This window comes from Thalassospira mesophila (assembly GCF_002115755.1).
In the GTDB taxonomy this organism is placed as follows: Bacteria; Pseudomonadota; Alphaproteobacteria; order Rhodospirillales; family Thalassospiraceae; genus Thalassospira; species Thalassospira mesophila.
This window is the reverse complement of record NZ_JFKA01000002.1, coordinates 448,394-460,924: the sequence shown is the minus strand read 5'-3', so window position 1 is coordinate 460,924 and position 12,531 is coordinate 448,394. Positions and strand designations below refer to the sequence as shown.

The following is a 12,531-nucleotide window of genomic DNA, read 5'->3' as shown; positions in this document are numbered from 1 at the left end:
CCCCGCCGGCACCAACAGAAACAAAATAGATCAATTTGTGTTGTTTTGTATTGCTGGAGGGCGAAGAAAATGATAAAAATTACGCCGCCAAATCACGGAAAAACCGATGCTCTTGATTACCTATAGCCGGGACGCCCAAAAAGCGCTTCGCAAAATTCCCGGCAAACAAAAGCTACGCATCCTGACAGCCATCGAAAAAGTGGCCGAAGACCCTGCCCGCGATGATCTTGATATCAAAAAGCTGCAAGGCCGCCCCGGTTTCCGCCTTCGTCTCGGTGATTATCGCGTCATCTATAGCGAGGATGGCGTCATTCTTGATATCGAGGATATCGGCCCGCGCGGCAGTATTTACAGATAAAGACGAGTTAAAATGACCAAGCATCAAATTATCTATGACAATGACCGCCCGGCATTTGTTGTTGTGCCGTTCGACGAGTACCTGGCCCTGAACCCGGATGCAAAATCGCTTTTAACCGACGAAGAAATGTTCGACCGGGCAGTCGCGCGCGATGACGGCACGCGCATTCCACACGAAATCGTCAAGCGTCTGGCACTTGGTGAAAACCCGTTAAAAGTCTATCGCGAATGGCGCGGCCTTCTACAGCAGGACCTTGCAGAGAAGGCCGATATTTCCGTGGGCTATATCAGCCAGGTCGAACGCGGTGTGCGAACCTTGTCGCGCAAGATGCAAGCCGAAATTGCCCGAATTCTGGTTGTGGATTACGAAGACCTTGAACCGGCAGAACTGTAACGAAACCGTTTCAGTTGTTATGCCAGCGCTCTCCTCAGACCAAATTCTTGTCAGGTTCGCCGGGATATGTTTTTACCCCGTCGGGAATTATCACACCGGGCAGCTTGCGCTTGGCCCAGATATGATCCACCCGGGCAAGGTCGGGTACCACATCAAATGATCCGCCTTTTACACTGACCACGTCGCGTTCCCCCGGTGTTCCATGAAACAGGCGCGTGTCACAGTCGGGGCAAAAATGGCATGGCAGCACCGCCCCGCCATCGGTTGGGCGGGACCATGTTTTAACCGTTCCCTGCATCAGTTCGATATCACAGCCGTGAACCAGCACCGAAATACCAAACGCCGATGCGGCCTGTTGCCGGCATTCACGGCAATGGCAAATACAGGTTTTAACTGGCGCTGCCTTAACAAGATAACGCACCGCGCCACACTGGCAGCCGCCCGTTATTGCCGCGGCATCGTCAGGTGAGATTTCTGCCATGTTGCGTTCCCTTTTATCATTGCGTAGGCGACAAAGCAGTTTACCCCGTGTTTGAAACTGTTGCACCTTTGGGCAAACCACAGCAAACTGCGCCTCCTGACACACCTTGGCAGGAACCACGCCCTTCTTTTCCAGGACACCTGATGACAGTTGAAACAGCGGTGATTATCGCCTGCGCCTATTTTATTGCGGCCTTTGTCAAAGGGGCAACCGGGCTGGGGTTTTCAACATCCGCCCTGCCAGTACTCACCCTGGGGCTTGGCCTTAAATCGGCAATGCCACTGGTGATTATCCCCTCCGTGGTCAGCAACACCATCATCATGGTTCAGGCTGGCCACTTTCGCGAAACCGTCAAACGGTTCTGGCCGATGTTTTTAGCCACCATTCCTGGCTTGATTGTCGGCCTGCTGATTTTGGACCGGGTCAACGGCCTTGTCGCCGGGGCGGTGTTGGGCACCGTTCTTATTCTGTATGGCCTTGTCACCATCAGCCGCCCGGCCTTTCATTTGCCCGAACATCTGGCAGGCAGGCTGGCGCCGGTATCGGGGTTTCTGACCGGGCTGGTCAATGGCATTACCGGGTCGCAGGTGATGCCGATCCTGCCCTTTTTTCTGTCGCTGCGCCTGGACCCGAAACGTTTTGTGCAGGGGGTGAATATATCCTTCACCCTGTCCAGTCTGGTCATGGCGGCAGGCTTGACCAAAATCGGTTTGATGACATGGCACAGCGTATGGATATCGCTGGCCGGGTTGATCCCGGTTTTTGTCGGGGTCAAGGCAGGCAGCTTTGTGCGCGCAAAGCTGGCGGCAGAAACATTTCGCAAACTGGTTTTGATCATGCTGATCTTGTTTGGCATTATTCTGGTTGGCAAGGCTGCATTGGCCTAGGGGCTGTTGCGCCCATTGCCGGTCTGATATGACAGCAATCATGAACACACTTCATCAACCTGCCTTTTGCGAAACCGAAGAAAAAAAGTCGCGCTTTTTGGCAACACTGGTGCCCTATGACCAGTTTGCCGATACGCTGGCGGCCTTGCGCAAGGCGCACCCCAAGGCCAATCACCACGTCACCGCCTATCGTTATTTAAATGACGAAGACCAGTTGATTGAACATGGCAAGGATGACGGCGAACCATCGGGCACATCGGGTATGCCCTGCCTGAAAGTTTTGCAGGGTCGCGATTTGATTAATGTTGGTGTTATCGTCACCCGCTATTTTGGCGGCACCAAACTGGGTACCGGCGGGTTGGTGCGGGCCTATAGCGGGGCGGTACAGGCCGTTTGTGATAATGCCGCAATAATCCCCTATGTGCCACAGGGCACCGCCCGGCTGTTTGCCAGCTTTGCCGATGCCGGGGCCATGGAACATGCCTGCTCCCGGCCCGACATTACCGTGCTGGATCGCCAGTTCGATACATTGGGCACCCTTATTCACATCAGCGGGCCAAAGGATGCGATCACAGAACTGGCCGCGCGTTTCCCCACACTGGGAAGCGACACCCCGGCATAATCCATTACACCCCCGTCACACAGCGCGATAAGTACGGTCCGTGCTTTGGCGCGCCTGCAATTCAAACCCCAGATCAATAATTTTTCGCGGCGGCGGTGTGCCGTCAAGCACGGCATGGATCATGTTCACCGCATGACGGCCAATGCCATAACGATCCGTGCGAATGCTGGTCAGGGTTGGACAGGCGGCTTCCATCATTTCAAGGTCATTAAACCCGGCAATGCCCAACTGCCCCGGCACCGAAATACCGGCCTTTTGCGCGCCAAACAATGCGCCAAGGGCAAGGTCATCATTGTTGCAAAAAACCGCATCCAGATCAGGCCGGTGACGGGCCAGTTCGCGCAAAAGCACACTGCCCAGCGTCACACTGGACGATGTGGTGGTGGTCCGCACCAGATCGGGGTCAAACATGCCGGCATCATCGAGCGCACGGCGAAACCCGGCCAAACGGCGGGTGGTGCGCGGGTCCATCCGCGCGCCTAAAAATCCGATATGCCGGTATCCCTGATCAATCAAATGCTGGGCCGCGGCCCGGCCCCCGGCAAAATGCGAAAACCCCACCATCATATCAATCGGGTCGGGGCCGGTTTCCATAATCTGCACGACCGGGCAGTTTGCTTCTTCCAGCATTTTTCGCGCTGCTGGCGTTTGATCAATACCCGAAACAATCATTGCCGTTGGCCGCTGGCTTAAAAATATGCCCACCAGCCGTTCCTGCTCGGCCGCGGAATAGCGCGAGTTTCCCAACTGCACCTGAAGCGGGCTGCCATCAAGGGCATCATAAATGGCGCGCAAGGTATCGGCGAAAACGTTGTTGGTTAGCGATGGCACCAGCACGCCCACCACGTTTGATCGCGATGATGCCAGCGCACTGGCATGGGTATCGGGAATATAATTAAGGGCGCGCACCGCCTTGTCGATGCGGCCGCGCAACCGTTCGGATACCTTTTGCGGGTCGCGCAGGGCGCGCGACACGGTAATGGAACTAACCCCTGCCTGGGCGGCGACATCGGCGATTGTCGGTCGGCCTGCCCCTTTACGTTTTCTCATTCATGCCTGACTGCAATATGCATTAATCGTGTGGACCACCACGTAAAATTTCTTCGACCAGCGGTATCAGGGCGGTGCCAATCGCCCGTGTATTGGTGGCATCAAGATGCACCCCGTCAACAGGCGATGCCACAGCAACACGGGCCGCGTCAAAGAAATAGCATTTCTTTTCCGTGGCAAGGGCCTGATACGCGCTCGCAAATTTTTGCGATTCGGCAATGCTGCGCCCCGATGGCAACGTGCCCCCGGTTTTGGCGGTTTCACAACAATGCGGGGGCGACATAATCAGAACCGCAGGTACCGGACCAGATTTATAGGAATATCCACGCACAATATCAACCAGTCGCCCCAGCCCGGCGGCGGCCCCCATAACATCCCCGCAAATAAACGGCTTTAAATCATTGGTGCCCAACATGATAATCACAAGGTCAAGCGGGTCGTGACTGCCCAGCAAAGTGGGCAGGATTTGCGCGCCATTGCGGTTGGCCGGGGCGGTGTAATCGTCAAAGGCGGTTGTTCGCCCGCCCAGCCCCTCGGAAATAACGCGCCCTTGCACGCCCAGTCCGGCATCAAGCACACTTGGCCATAAATCATCATAAGGATGGCGACGCCCGTGGTCAGGGTGATGCCCCCAGGTCAGACTGTCGCCAAAGGCGAGAATGGTTTTGGTATACATTGCATTCTTCCCGATGAAATTACGCCAACAAGGCCCTGCCACAAACCCGGTCCAAAGCCGCTTGCCTGTCTTTGCAAACGCCGCACCGGCACCGCTGCCGAACCCGGAATTTGTTTTATCACAGACAAGGCTTCACACCGCGTGATTGAGCCCACACTTAGATTACAATCATTCTAACATGCTGCATTCCCGTGTGATTACAAGATGGAAAAATGTACCCATTTATCGGTTGACTCGATGTTAGCGCTATCATTATGTTAGCGCTAACAAGGCAGGGAGCCAGCAAGGCCCCCGCAATCAGCGTCCGGGAAACAGTATTTACCAATGAATAATGCCGCGAAATTCGTCATCATCATGGGTGTGAGCGGATCGGGAAAAACCGAAGTTGCACGCCGCCTCGCCCTTGCCACGCAGGGCGCGTGGCTGGATGCGGATGACCACCACCCGGCCGAGAATGTCGAACATATGCGCCGTGGCCTGCCGTTAAATGACGAAATGCGCTGGCCGTGGCTTGAAGCCTTGTGTCAGGCTGCCCTTAAAATCCGTAATGACAGCACCTGTGCGCACAACACGGCATCCACCTCTGGCGAGGTTGCCCCCATTTTTATCGCCTGCTCGGCCCTGAAGCGCCGCTATCGCGATTTTTTGCGGGCTGGCCTGGGGCCCGATGCGGCATTTATTTTTCTCGAAGGCCCGCGTGAACTGATTTTAAACCGGATGAACAACCGGACAGATCATTTCATGCCTTCTGCCTTGCTCGACAGCCAGCTTGGCGATCTTGAACCACTGGCACCCGATGAAGGCTCGGTAACGGTCTCCATCGATGCCCCGCTTGACGATATCGTCAAACAAGTGGCGGACTTGTTAACCATAAGAAACCACAACCAATACCGGACGGATCCTTCCGCATCCGGGCGAAACGGAAAACCAACATCCAAGGGAGGATGATGACCATGAAGACATCCATGAATACCGTTCTGGGCGCAGCTTTTGCTGTTGCTTTGGCCAGCACCACATCATTTGCGGCCCATGCCGCCGATTACGAATGGAAATTCCAGTCCAGCGACACCGCTGGCACGCCGACCTTTGAAATCGACACGGAATGGACCAAACGTGTTGAAGAAATGACCAATGGCCGCATCAAAATCGAACTTCTGCCGGTTGGTGCGATTGTTGAACATGCCGAAACCCAGGATGCCATTGCGGCGGGTATTCTTGACGGCCATATCACCGATGTCAGCTATTTTTCGGGCAAAGACCCGGCATTCAGCCTGATCGCCAACCCGATTGGGGCCTGGGCCGACCCGCAGCAGATGTTCCGATTCATGAATTATGGTGGCGGCAAGGAACTGATGAACAAACTTGAAGGCCCGTATGGCCTGCATTTCATCGGTGCCATCACCCCGGGTCTGGAATCCTTTGTCTCGACCGTGCCGATCAACGGCGTTGCCGATCTGAAGGGTCTTAAAATTCGGGCGCCGGAAGGCATGGTGCAGGAAGTTTTTGCAGCCGCCGGTGCGGCCCCGGTGAACATTCCGCAGTCCGAAGTTTATACATCGCTTGATAAAAAAGTGATCGATGCGGCCGATGCCACCGTTTTCGCCACCAACCAGGCGATGGGCTTGAACGATATTGCCAAATATCCGGTCTATCCGGGTTTCCATTCCATGCCGTTGGTCGAAGTATCGATGAACAAGGAAAAATGGGATTCCCTGCCCAAGGATTTGCAGACAATTCTGACGGTTTCCGTGCGTGACCTGTCGCAGGATCTGGTTGCCCGCCTGCAGATGAAAGACCGCGAAGCCGTTGCGGCCGATCTGAAAAAAGGCGACATCCACATCACCAACTGGTCAGACGATGAACGGGCGAAGTTCCGCAAAATCGCCATGGGACAGTGGAAAAAAGTTGCCGATCGCTCGGACAATGCGATGGAAGTCTATGAAACCCTGACCAAATACCTCAAGGCACAGGGTCTTTTGAACTAAGCAGCACAACGCAGCGAACGATCTTTTCCCCCGGCCTTTCAGGGCCGGGGGCATTGCCTGAAAGATACCGCCCTGATCGCCGTTATTGGCCTATAATGGCCCGTCAATGGCACATCGCGGTGATATTTTGATGTCTGGCGATAATCCCTGTTCGTTTAAGGACGCGGCCCCATGACCAACACACCCCATTCTGATCCACACCCGCCCCTTGGCACATCCGAAGGCGATGTTGCCGAGTTAATCGACGACACCCGCACCGTGCTGCCGCAGGAATCGGGTCTGTTTGGCAAATGCGTCAATGCACTTGGATCGATATTTGCCATCGGCTTTCTGTGTTCGATGGCAGCGTTGATTTATGAAATCTGCATGCGCCATATTTTTGATGCCCCGACCATCTGGGCCCACGAAACCACCACCTTTTTATGTGGCATGGGATTTGTTTTTGCCGGGCTGTTTTGTGCCTCGCGCAACCAGCATATCCGGGTGGTCCTCATTTATGATCTGGTTGGCCCGAAAACACGGCGCGTTCTTGATGTGGTCATTTCCCTGATCTGTGCAGTTTCGACCGGCTTTTTTGCTTTTGCGGCATGGTTGATGGTCAAGCGCGCGGCTTTCACGCCCGATGGCAATATTCGCCTCGAAACCAGTGGCAGTGCGTGGAACCCGCCCTTTCCCGCCATTCTTAAAATATTCATGCTGGTCGTCATGGTGGCGCTAACCATTCAGTTCCTGATTCTGGCCTATAATTATGCCCGTAAAACACTGGACCTGCCCGCTGGCGATGCCACCGCAAGGCGCTGATTGCGCCCTTAATCGTCCCATGTCTCCTTTCCTGCGCTCCGGGCGCATCAGGATATTTTCCCATGTTTCATCTGCAATCGCTGGGCATTGAATACGGCACGCTGGCAATATTTGTCCTGCTGATCAGCTTTTTGCTGACCGGGATGCCGCTGGCGTTCGTGACCCTGCTGGTAGCCCTGCTCTTTACCATTGGCTGGTTTGGCCCCATGGCGGTGCCCCTTATCACCAGCCGGGTTTATTCCTTTGTCTCGTCGTTCGTTTTTGTTTCAGTACCGATGTTTGTGCTGATGGCCGCCCTGCTGGACCGATCTGGCATCGCCAAAGACCTGTTTGAAGCCATGCGTCTGTTTGGCGGACGCCTGAAAGGCGGGGTCGCGGTTCAAACCATTTTTGTTGCCGTTATTCTCGCCGCCATGAGCGGCATTATCGGCGGTGAAATTGTGCTGCTTGGCATGATCGCCCTGCCCCAGATGCTCAAACAGGGCTATGACAAAAACCTTGCCATCGGCGTGGTTTGTGCGGGCGGGTCGCTTGGCACCATGGTGCCGCCCTCGATTGTGTTGATCATTTATGGCCTAACGGCCAATGTCTCGATTGGCGATCTGTTTACTTCGGCCTTTATTCCCGGCTTCATGCTGGCGGCATTTTACGTCGCCTATGTGCTTATTCGCTGCTATTTCGGCAAGGATATTGCCCCGCCACCGCGCACGGAAACCATCCCGACAGCCGAAAAAATGCGGCTGCTCAAGGGCCTGTTCCTGCCGCTTCTGGTCGTCTTTTGTGTTCTGGGCTCCATCTATGGCGGGATCGCATCGGTTACCGAGGCATCGGCGGTTGGCGTTGCGGGCGTGATTTTATCGACCATATTGCGCGGCGAGTTTTCGCCATCGATGCTCAAAGGTGCGGCGATGCAAACGCTGTCCACCTGCGGCATGATTGTCTGGATCGGGATTGGCGCATCGGCCCTTGTCGGGGTGTTTAATCTGATGGGGGGCATCAAATTTGTGTCGGTCCTCATCACCGGCATCTCAGATGACCCGACCGTCGTGATCCTGTTCATGATGCTGATCCTGTTTGTGCTGGGCATGTTCCTCGACTGGGTCGGGATTGCGCTTCTGACCATGCCGATCTTTGTGCCGATCGTAAAAGACCTGGGCTTTGACCCGATCTGGTTTGGCGTTTTGTTTGCCATGAACATGCAGGTCAGCTTTCTGTCGCCGCCTTTCGGCCCGGCCGCGTTTTATCTTAAATCAGTCGCGCCACCAGATATAACCCTTGGCACTATTTTCAGATCCCTGGTGCCGTTCATTTGCCTTCAGGTTCTTGCCGTTGCCATCCTGATTATCTTCCCCGGCATTACCGGGCGATAACCGCGCAACGCCAAACCGGCATTAAGCACACCATACCACATCAAACGGGCGGGATTGCACAGCATCCCGCCCGTTTTGTTGACCGCTTTCGCCCTGTTTATACGGCGTCGGGTTTATGACGCATCAGAATGGCGACGGGCGCAAATCTCGCTGGCAAGGTCGATAAATTCGCCCAGTTCTGGCGCATAATCGCGTTTGCGCCACGCAATATATAACGGCAATTCCAAAACCGGGTCGCCGTAAGGCCGAAACATCACGCCATCGGGCGCAATGGTTTGCGCCCATTCGGGCACCAGTGCCACCCCCATACCCTGTCGTACCAGTTGCAACATGGTTGATTTATCAATCACCTCGCAGGTGACCTCGGGCGGGGTTTCAACATCAGCCAGACTGCCCATGACCAGATCATGCAACAAGGGCCGGGCATGACGGGGAAAGCCGATCAGCGGCCAGCGTGCCAACTGTGCGGGTGTTACCGTGTCGTGATCGCCCATTTCGCTTTGCCAGCCATCGGCCACACTGCCAGGCGCAGCAGGCTTTGGCACCGGCAAGGCTGCCATAATGCGCTGGCGATATAACAAACGGCTTTCCACAAAATCGCTGTTTACGCTTTCGCGAATAAACACTACATCGGCGCGATGGGCCTCAAGGGCTTGCACATTACGGCCCGATGATGAAACCTCGTGAATTTGCAAATAGATGCCGGGGTGGCCTGCGCGAAACTGCGCCATCAAGGCCGGCACCAGTGTCACAATCGCCTCATCCACCCCGCCAACACGGATAGACGGCACAGCGGCATGGGCCACCTCGCGGGCATGGCGCTTGGCGGCATCGATGCTGCGTAAAATCTGGCGCACATCTTTTAAAAACACGGCGCCTGCTTGCGTCAGGCTAACCTGTCTTGTGGTGCGAAAAAACAGCGCAAAGCCCAGATCAGCCTCAAGGTTTGCCAGACTGGCCGATAACGCGGGCTGGCTGATGGCAAGGCGCACAGCAGCACGGCGAAAATGCAATTCTTCGGCCACTGCAACAAAACACTGTAGCTGCCTGATTTCCATTTTCGCCCCGCTTTATCACCCGCCCGCGCGTTCCGCACATTCTGCGCATACCGTATGTTCCGCGCATTCTGCGCCGGTCACAACAGCCCGGTTAATGTTTATCGAAAAAATCCAAAAACTGCGTCGCCACCTGATCGGGTATTTCCTCGGCCAGATAATGCCCGGCAGGCAGGGCAAAACCGTTCACGTTTTCCGCCCGCGCGCGCCACAGGGCCAGGGCATCAAAACACCGTTCAATCACGCCGCGCCCGCCCCAGATTGCCAATAACGGCATGCTCAGTTTGCGGTCCCCGTCGGCATCATCATGGGCGATGTCGATGCTCGCCCCCGCGCGGTAATCCTCGCAACTGGCATGGATAACGGCGGGGTTACGAAACAGCGTCAAATATTCATCCAATGCTTCGGGCGCAAAGGGCGATGCTCCGGCACTTTGCGCCTTGCATTTAAATTTCCAATAGGCATCCGGGTCGCCGCCAATCATGGTTTCGGGAAACGGGGCGGGCTGGATCAAATAAAACCAGTGCCAATACGCACGGGCAAAGGCATCGTCGGTGTCGCGGTACATTTCACGGGTCGGCGCAATATCAAGCATCGCAATCGCCTTCACGGCCCCGGCATGATCCATCCCCATCCGGTGCGCCACCCGTGCGCCGCGGTCATGCGCGCCGACATAAAACTGGCTATGCCCCAACTGCGCCATCACCTTTACCATATCGGCCGCCATGGCCCGTTTGGAATAGGGGCTGTGCTGCGCATCGGTTTCGGGCTTTGACGACCTTCCATAACCGCGTAAATCGGCACAAACCACATGATATTTATCGGCCAGTTGCGGCGCAACCTTGTGCCACATCGCCGATGTTTGCGGGTATCCATGCAACAATAACAATCCCGGCCCGTCGGCATTGCCGCCATGACGAACAAAAATATCAGCACCGTCGCCAGCAATTATGTCTTCGCGAAAACCTTCAAACATGACCTTCCTCCTGATGCATGGATCGGCCTTTTGCCAAGGCCGTTCGTTCTGCCCAGCATAGCGGATTTCAAGAATGCCATTATGTCGCAATATTGATCAATAAAATCTATTAATCTTGCCGAACTCAAAACAGGCCATCGGGTTGGCGACGTGCGCGCGGATTTTGCGTTCAAAAAAACAGCAAGGAAAGCACATGCTCCCCTTGCTGAAACAACCTTGCCTGTATCCGGGCGGTCAGCCGTTGCGATACAGATAGCTATAGGCATTAATCGCCGGAACCCCGCCCAAATGGGCATACAAAACCTTTGATCCTTTGGGGAAATAGCCCTTTTTCACCAGATCAATCATGCCCTGCATCGATTTACCTTCGTAAACCGGGTCAGTCATCATGCCTTCCATGCGGCCTGCCAGGCGAATGGCATCATTGGTTTCATCGGACGGCACACCGTAAGCCGGATAGGCGTAGTCATTGATCAGGGTAATGTCTGCATCCGAAATGCCGCCTTCCAGTTCCACCAGATCGGCGGTTTTCTCGGCAATTGCCAAAACCTGCGCCCGGGTTTGTTCGGGGGTGGCCGATGCATCAATCCCCACCACTTTATCGGCCCGGCCATCGGCGGCAAAACCAACCACCATCCCGGCATGGGTGGACCCGGTAACGGTACACACAACGATATAATCAAACTTGAAACCCAGTTCCGCTTCCTGCGCGCGGACTTCTTCGGCAAAACCAACAAAACCCAGCCCGCCATATTTATGCACCGATGCCCCGGCGGGAATGGGATAAGGCTTGCCGCCTTTGGCTTTCACATCTTCAAGGGCGGCTTCCCAGCTTTCGCGAATGCCAATGTCAAAGCCTTCATCGACCAGCTCAATTTCAGCCCCCATAACGCGGCTCATCAAAATATTGCCAACCCGGTCATAAACGGCATCGTTAAACGGCACCCAGCTTTCCTGCACCAACCGGCATTTCATGCCAATTTTGGCGGCAATCGCGGCGACCTGACGGGTGTGGTTGGACTGCACACCGCCAATCGTCACCAATGTGTCGGCACCCGATTTAATCGCATCGGGAATGATATATTCCATCTTGCGAACCTTGTTACCGCCAAAGGCCAGCCCGGAATTACAATCTTCGCGCTTGGCATAAAGCGCAACATCGCCGCCCAAATGCGCCGACAAACGCGGCAAGGCTTCAATCGGGGTCGGCCCAAAGGTCAGTGTGTATTTTTCAAATTTACCCAAATTCATCTCGCACTCCCTGTTTTGCGATTATTCACCGGGAAATGCTACTGCCAGTTAAATGAAAGGTGCTCTCGAAGTTTGGGCTACTTTTGCGCGTCAGACTTCCTAAAATGGCAAAACCATGCCTAGACTTCCATAAACTGGCCCACATCTGGAAGATGATTTCATGCCCCAACTGCTAGACCGCACAGATCAAAAGATTTTGCGCCTGTTACAAAGTGATGGCCGCATGGGCAATGCCGATATTGCCAAACGGGTGAATGTCAGCCCCGCCACCTGCCACCGCCGCATCCAGCGCCTGTTTGATGAAGGCTATGTCAGCACGGTGCGCGCCATGATCGACCCGCAAAAGGTGGAACGCGGTGCCCTTGTCATGGTCGGCGTGGTGCTGGACCGTTCAACCCGCGAAAGTTTCGCCGAATTTGAAACCGCGTGCCGCAAATTACCGTTTATTCTCGATTGTCACCTGGTCGCGGGCGATTTCGACTATTTCCTGAAAATCCGTGTCCGCGACATGGCGGACTTCAACCATCTACACGGCGATCAACTCATCGCCCTGCCCGGCGTCCGCCAAACCCGCACATTTTTTGTGATGAAAGAGGTGGTGGATAATGCACCGTTGGCGTTTTAAA

At 55.0% G+C, this 12,531-nt stretch carries 15 protein-coding genes; 9 read left to right on the top strand and 6 right to left on the bottom strand.

The window, feature by feature from the left end; all coding sequences use genetic code 11:
• Positions 1 to 106: 106 nt before the first annotated feature.
• Both TMES_RS06525 and TMES_RS06520 read left to right on the top strand, forming a co-directional pair.
• Positions 107 to 358, top strand: coding sequence for a type II toxin-antitoxin system RelE family toxin (locus TMES_RS06525; protein ID WP_085580660.1), 252 nt, complete (start codon positions 107 to 109; stop codon positions 356 to 358).
• A gap of 12 nt (positions 359 to 370) precedes the next feature.
• A complete protein-coding gene (locus tag TMES_RS06520; protein WP_085580658.1) occupies positions 371 to 751 on the top strand; it encodes a helix-turn-helix transcriptional regulator in 381 nt (126 codons plus the stop codon).
• A gap of 34 nt (positions 752 to 785) precedes the next feature.
• On the opposite strand, the gene TMES_RS06515 is transcribed toward TMES_RS06520, so the two are convergent.
• A complete protein-coding gene (locus tag TMES_RS06515; protein ID WP_085580656.1) occupies positions 786 to 1,232 on the bottom strand; it encodes a GFA family protein in 447 nt (148 codons plus the stop codon).
• A gap of 143 nt (positions 1,233 to 1,375) precedes the next feature.
• Here TMES_RS06515 and TMES_RS06510 point away from each other — a divergent pair, with 143 nt between their 5' ends.
• Together TMES_RS06510 and TMES_RS06505 are read left to right on the top strand one after the other, a co-directional pair.
• The gene (locus TMES_RS06510) at positions 1,376 to 2,119 is read left to right on the top strand and encodes a sulfite exporter TauE/SafE family protein (RefSeq protein WP_085580654.1); all 744 of its coding nucleotides are present in this window, start codon (positions 1,376 to 1,378) and stop codon (positions 2,117 to 2,119) included.
• A 40-nt stretch (positions 2,120 to 2,159) separates the two neighbouring features.
• Positions 2,160 to 2,741 (top strand): IMPACT family protein, encoded by a 582-nt coding sequence (locus TMES_RS06505; protein ID WP_085580652.1) that lies wholly within the window; start codon positions 2,160 to 2,162, stop codon positions 2,739 to 2,741.
• Positions 2,742 to 2,756: 15 nt separating this feature from the next.
• Here the strand turns inward: TMES_RS06505 and gntR are convergent, their stop codons facing one another.
• Both gntR and TMES_RS06495 read right to left on the bottom strand, forming a co-directional pair.
• Entirely contained in the window at positions 2,757 to 3,791 is a 1,035-nt protein-coding gene (gene gntR / locus TMES_RS06500; protein WP_085580650.1) for an HTH-type transcriptional regulator GntR, read from the bottom strand.
• 22 nt (positions 3,792 to 3,813) lie between these two features.
• A complete protein-coding gene (locus TMES_RS06495; RefSeq protein ID WP_085580648.1) occupies positions 3,814 to 4,467 on the bottom strand; it encodes an SGNH/GDSL hydrolase family protein in 654 nt (217 codons plus the stop codon).
• Positions 4,468 to 4,791: 324 nt separating this feature from the next.
• On the opposite strand from TMES_RS06495, the gene TMES_RS06490 reads away from it, so the two are divergent.
• From TMES_RS06490 to TMES_RS06475, 4 genes are all read left to right on the top strand, one after another.
• A complete protein-coding gene (locus TMES_RS06490) occupies positions 4,792 to 5,415 on the top strand; it encodes a gluconokinase (RefSeq protein WP_085580646.1) in 624 nt (207 codons plus the stop codon).
• A gap of 5 nt (positions 5,416 to 5,420) precedes the next feature.
• A complete protein-coding gene (locus TMES_RS06485) occupies positions 5,421 to 6,452 on the top strand; it encodes a TRAP transporter substrate-binding protein (protein ID WP_085581226.1) in 1,032 nt (343 codons plus the stop codon).
• A gap of 171 nt (positions 6,453 to 6,623) precedes the next feature.
• Positions 6,624 to 7,253 carry a TRAP transporter small permease subunit gene (locus tag TMES_RS06480; RefSeq protein ID WP_085580645.1) on the top strand — a complete coding sequence of 210 codons (630 nt, stop codon included), beginning with the start codon at positions 6,624 to 6,626 and terminating at the stop codon, positions 7,251 to 7,253.
• Between the two features lie 62 nt (positions 7,254 to 7,315).
• Positions 7,316 to 8,623 carry a TRAP transporter large permease gene (locus TMES_RS06475; protein WP_085580643.1) on the top strand — a complete coding sequence of 436 codons (1,308 nt, stop codon included), beginning with the start codon at positions 7,316 to 7,318 and terminating at the stop codon, positions 8,621 to 8,623.
• 113 nt (positions 8,624 to 8,736) lie between these two features.
• Here TMES_RS06475 and TMES_RS06470 read toward each other — a convergent pair whose 3' ends face one another.
• The 3 genes from TMES_RS06470 to TMES_RS06460 all read right to left on the bottom strand — a co-directional run bounded on the left by TMES_RS06470 (position 8,737) and on the right by TMES_RS06460 (position 11,905).
• On the bottom strand, positions 8,737 to 9,681 hold the full coding sequence (locus TMES_RS06470) for a LysR family transcriptional regulator (RefSeq protein WP_085580641.1): 945 nt from the start codon (positions 9,679 to 9,681) through the stop codon (positions 8,737 to 8,739).
• 91 nt (positions 9,682 to 9,772) lie between these two features.
• Positions 9,773 to 10,654 (bottom strand): alpha/beta fold hydrolase, encoded by an 882-nt coding sequence (locus tag TMES_RS06465; RefSeq protein WP_085580639.1) that lies wholly within the window; start codon positions 10,652 to 10,654, stop codon positions 9,773 to 9,775.
• Between the two features lie 234 nt (positions 10,655 to 10,888).
• Positions 10,889 to 11,905: a 1-aminocyclopropane-1-carboxylate deaminase gene (locus TMES_RS06460; protein WP_085580637.1), complete on the bottom strand. Its 1,017-nt coding sequence runs from the start codon at positions 11,903 to 11,905 to the stop codon at positions 10,889 to 10,891.
• Between the two features lie 160 nt (positions 11,906 to 12,065).
• Between TMES_RS06460 and TMES_RS06455 the strand changes: the two genes are divergently transcribed.
• Positions 12,066 to 12,530, top strand: coding sequence for an Lrp/AsnC family transcriptional regulator (locus TMES_RS06455; protein ID WP_085580635.1), 465 nt, complete (start codon positions 12,066 to 12,068; stop codon positions 12,528 to 12,530).
• Position 12,531 lies beyond the last annotated feature (1 nt).

Excerpts from the sequence above, each read along its gene's own strand:
- TMES_RS06525 (WP_085580660.1), top strand. The coding sequence starts at position 107 with ATGCTCTTGATTACCTATAGCCGGGACGCCCAAAAAGCGCTTCGCAAA.
- TMES_RS06520 (WP_085580658.1), top strand. The coding sequence starts at position 371 with ATGACCAAGCATCAAATTATCTATGACAATGACCGCCCGGCATTTGTT.
- TMES_RS06515 (WP_085580656.1), bottom strand. The coding sequence starts at position 1,232 with ATGGCAGAAATCTCACCTGACGATGCCGCGGCAATAACGGGCGGCTGC.
- TMES_RS06510 (WP_085580654.1), top strand. The coding sequence starts at position 1,376 with ATGACAGTTGAAACAGCGGTGATTATCGCCTGCGCCTATTTTATTGCG.
- TMES_RS06505 (WP_085580652.1), top strand. The coding sequence starts at position 2,160 with ATGAACACACTTCATCAACCTGCCTTTTGCGAAACCGAAGAAAAAAAG.
- gntR (WP_085580650.1), bottom strand. The coding sequence starts at position 3,791 with ATGAGAAAACGTAAAGGGGCAGGCCGACCGACAATCGCCGATGTCGCC.
- TMES_RS06495 (WP_085580648.1), bottom strand. The coding sequence starts at position 4,467 with ATGTATACCAAAACCATTCTCGCCTTTGGCGACAGTCTGACCTGGGGG.
- TMES_RS06490 (WP_085580646.1), top strand. The coding sequence starts at position 4,792 with ATGAATAATGCCGCGAAATTCGTCATCATCATGGGTGTGAGCGGATCG.
- TMES_RS06485 (WP_085581226.1), top strand. The coding sequence starts at position 5,421 with ATGAAGACATCCATGAATACCGTTCTGGGCGCAGCTTTTGCTGTTGCT.
- TMES_RS06480 (WP_085580645.1), top strand. The coding sequence starts at position 6,624 with ATGACCAACACACCCCATTCTGATCCACACCCGCCCCTTGGCACATCC.
- TMES_RS06475 (WP_085580643.1), top strand. The coding sequence starts at position 7,316 with ATGTTTCATCTGCAATCGCTGGGCATTGAATACGGCACGCTGGCAATA.
- TMES_RS06470 (WP_085580641.1), bottom strand. The coding sequence starts at position 9,681 with ATGGAAATCAGGCAGCTACAGTGTTTTGTTGCAGTGGCCGAAGAATTG.
- TMES_RS06465 (WP_085580639.1), bottom strand. The coding sequence starts at position 10,654 with ATGTTTGAAGGTTTTCGCGAAGACATAATTGCTGGCGACGGTGCTGAT.
- TMES_RS06460 (WP_085580637.1), bottom strand. The coding sequence starts at position 11,905 with ATGAATTTGGGTAAATTTGAAAAATACACACTGACCTTTGGGCCGACC.
- TMES_RS06455 (WP_085580635.1), top strand. The coding sequence starts at position 12,066 with ATGCCCCAACTGCTAGACCGCACAGATCAAAAGATTTTGCGCCTGTTA.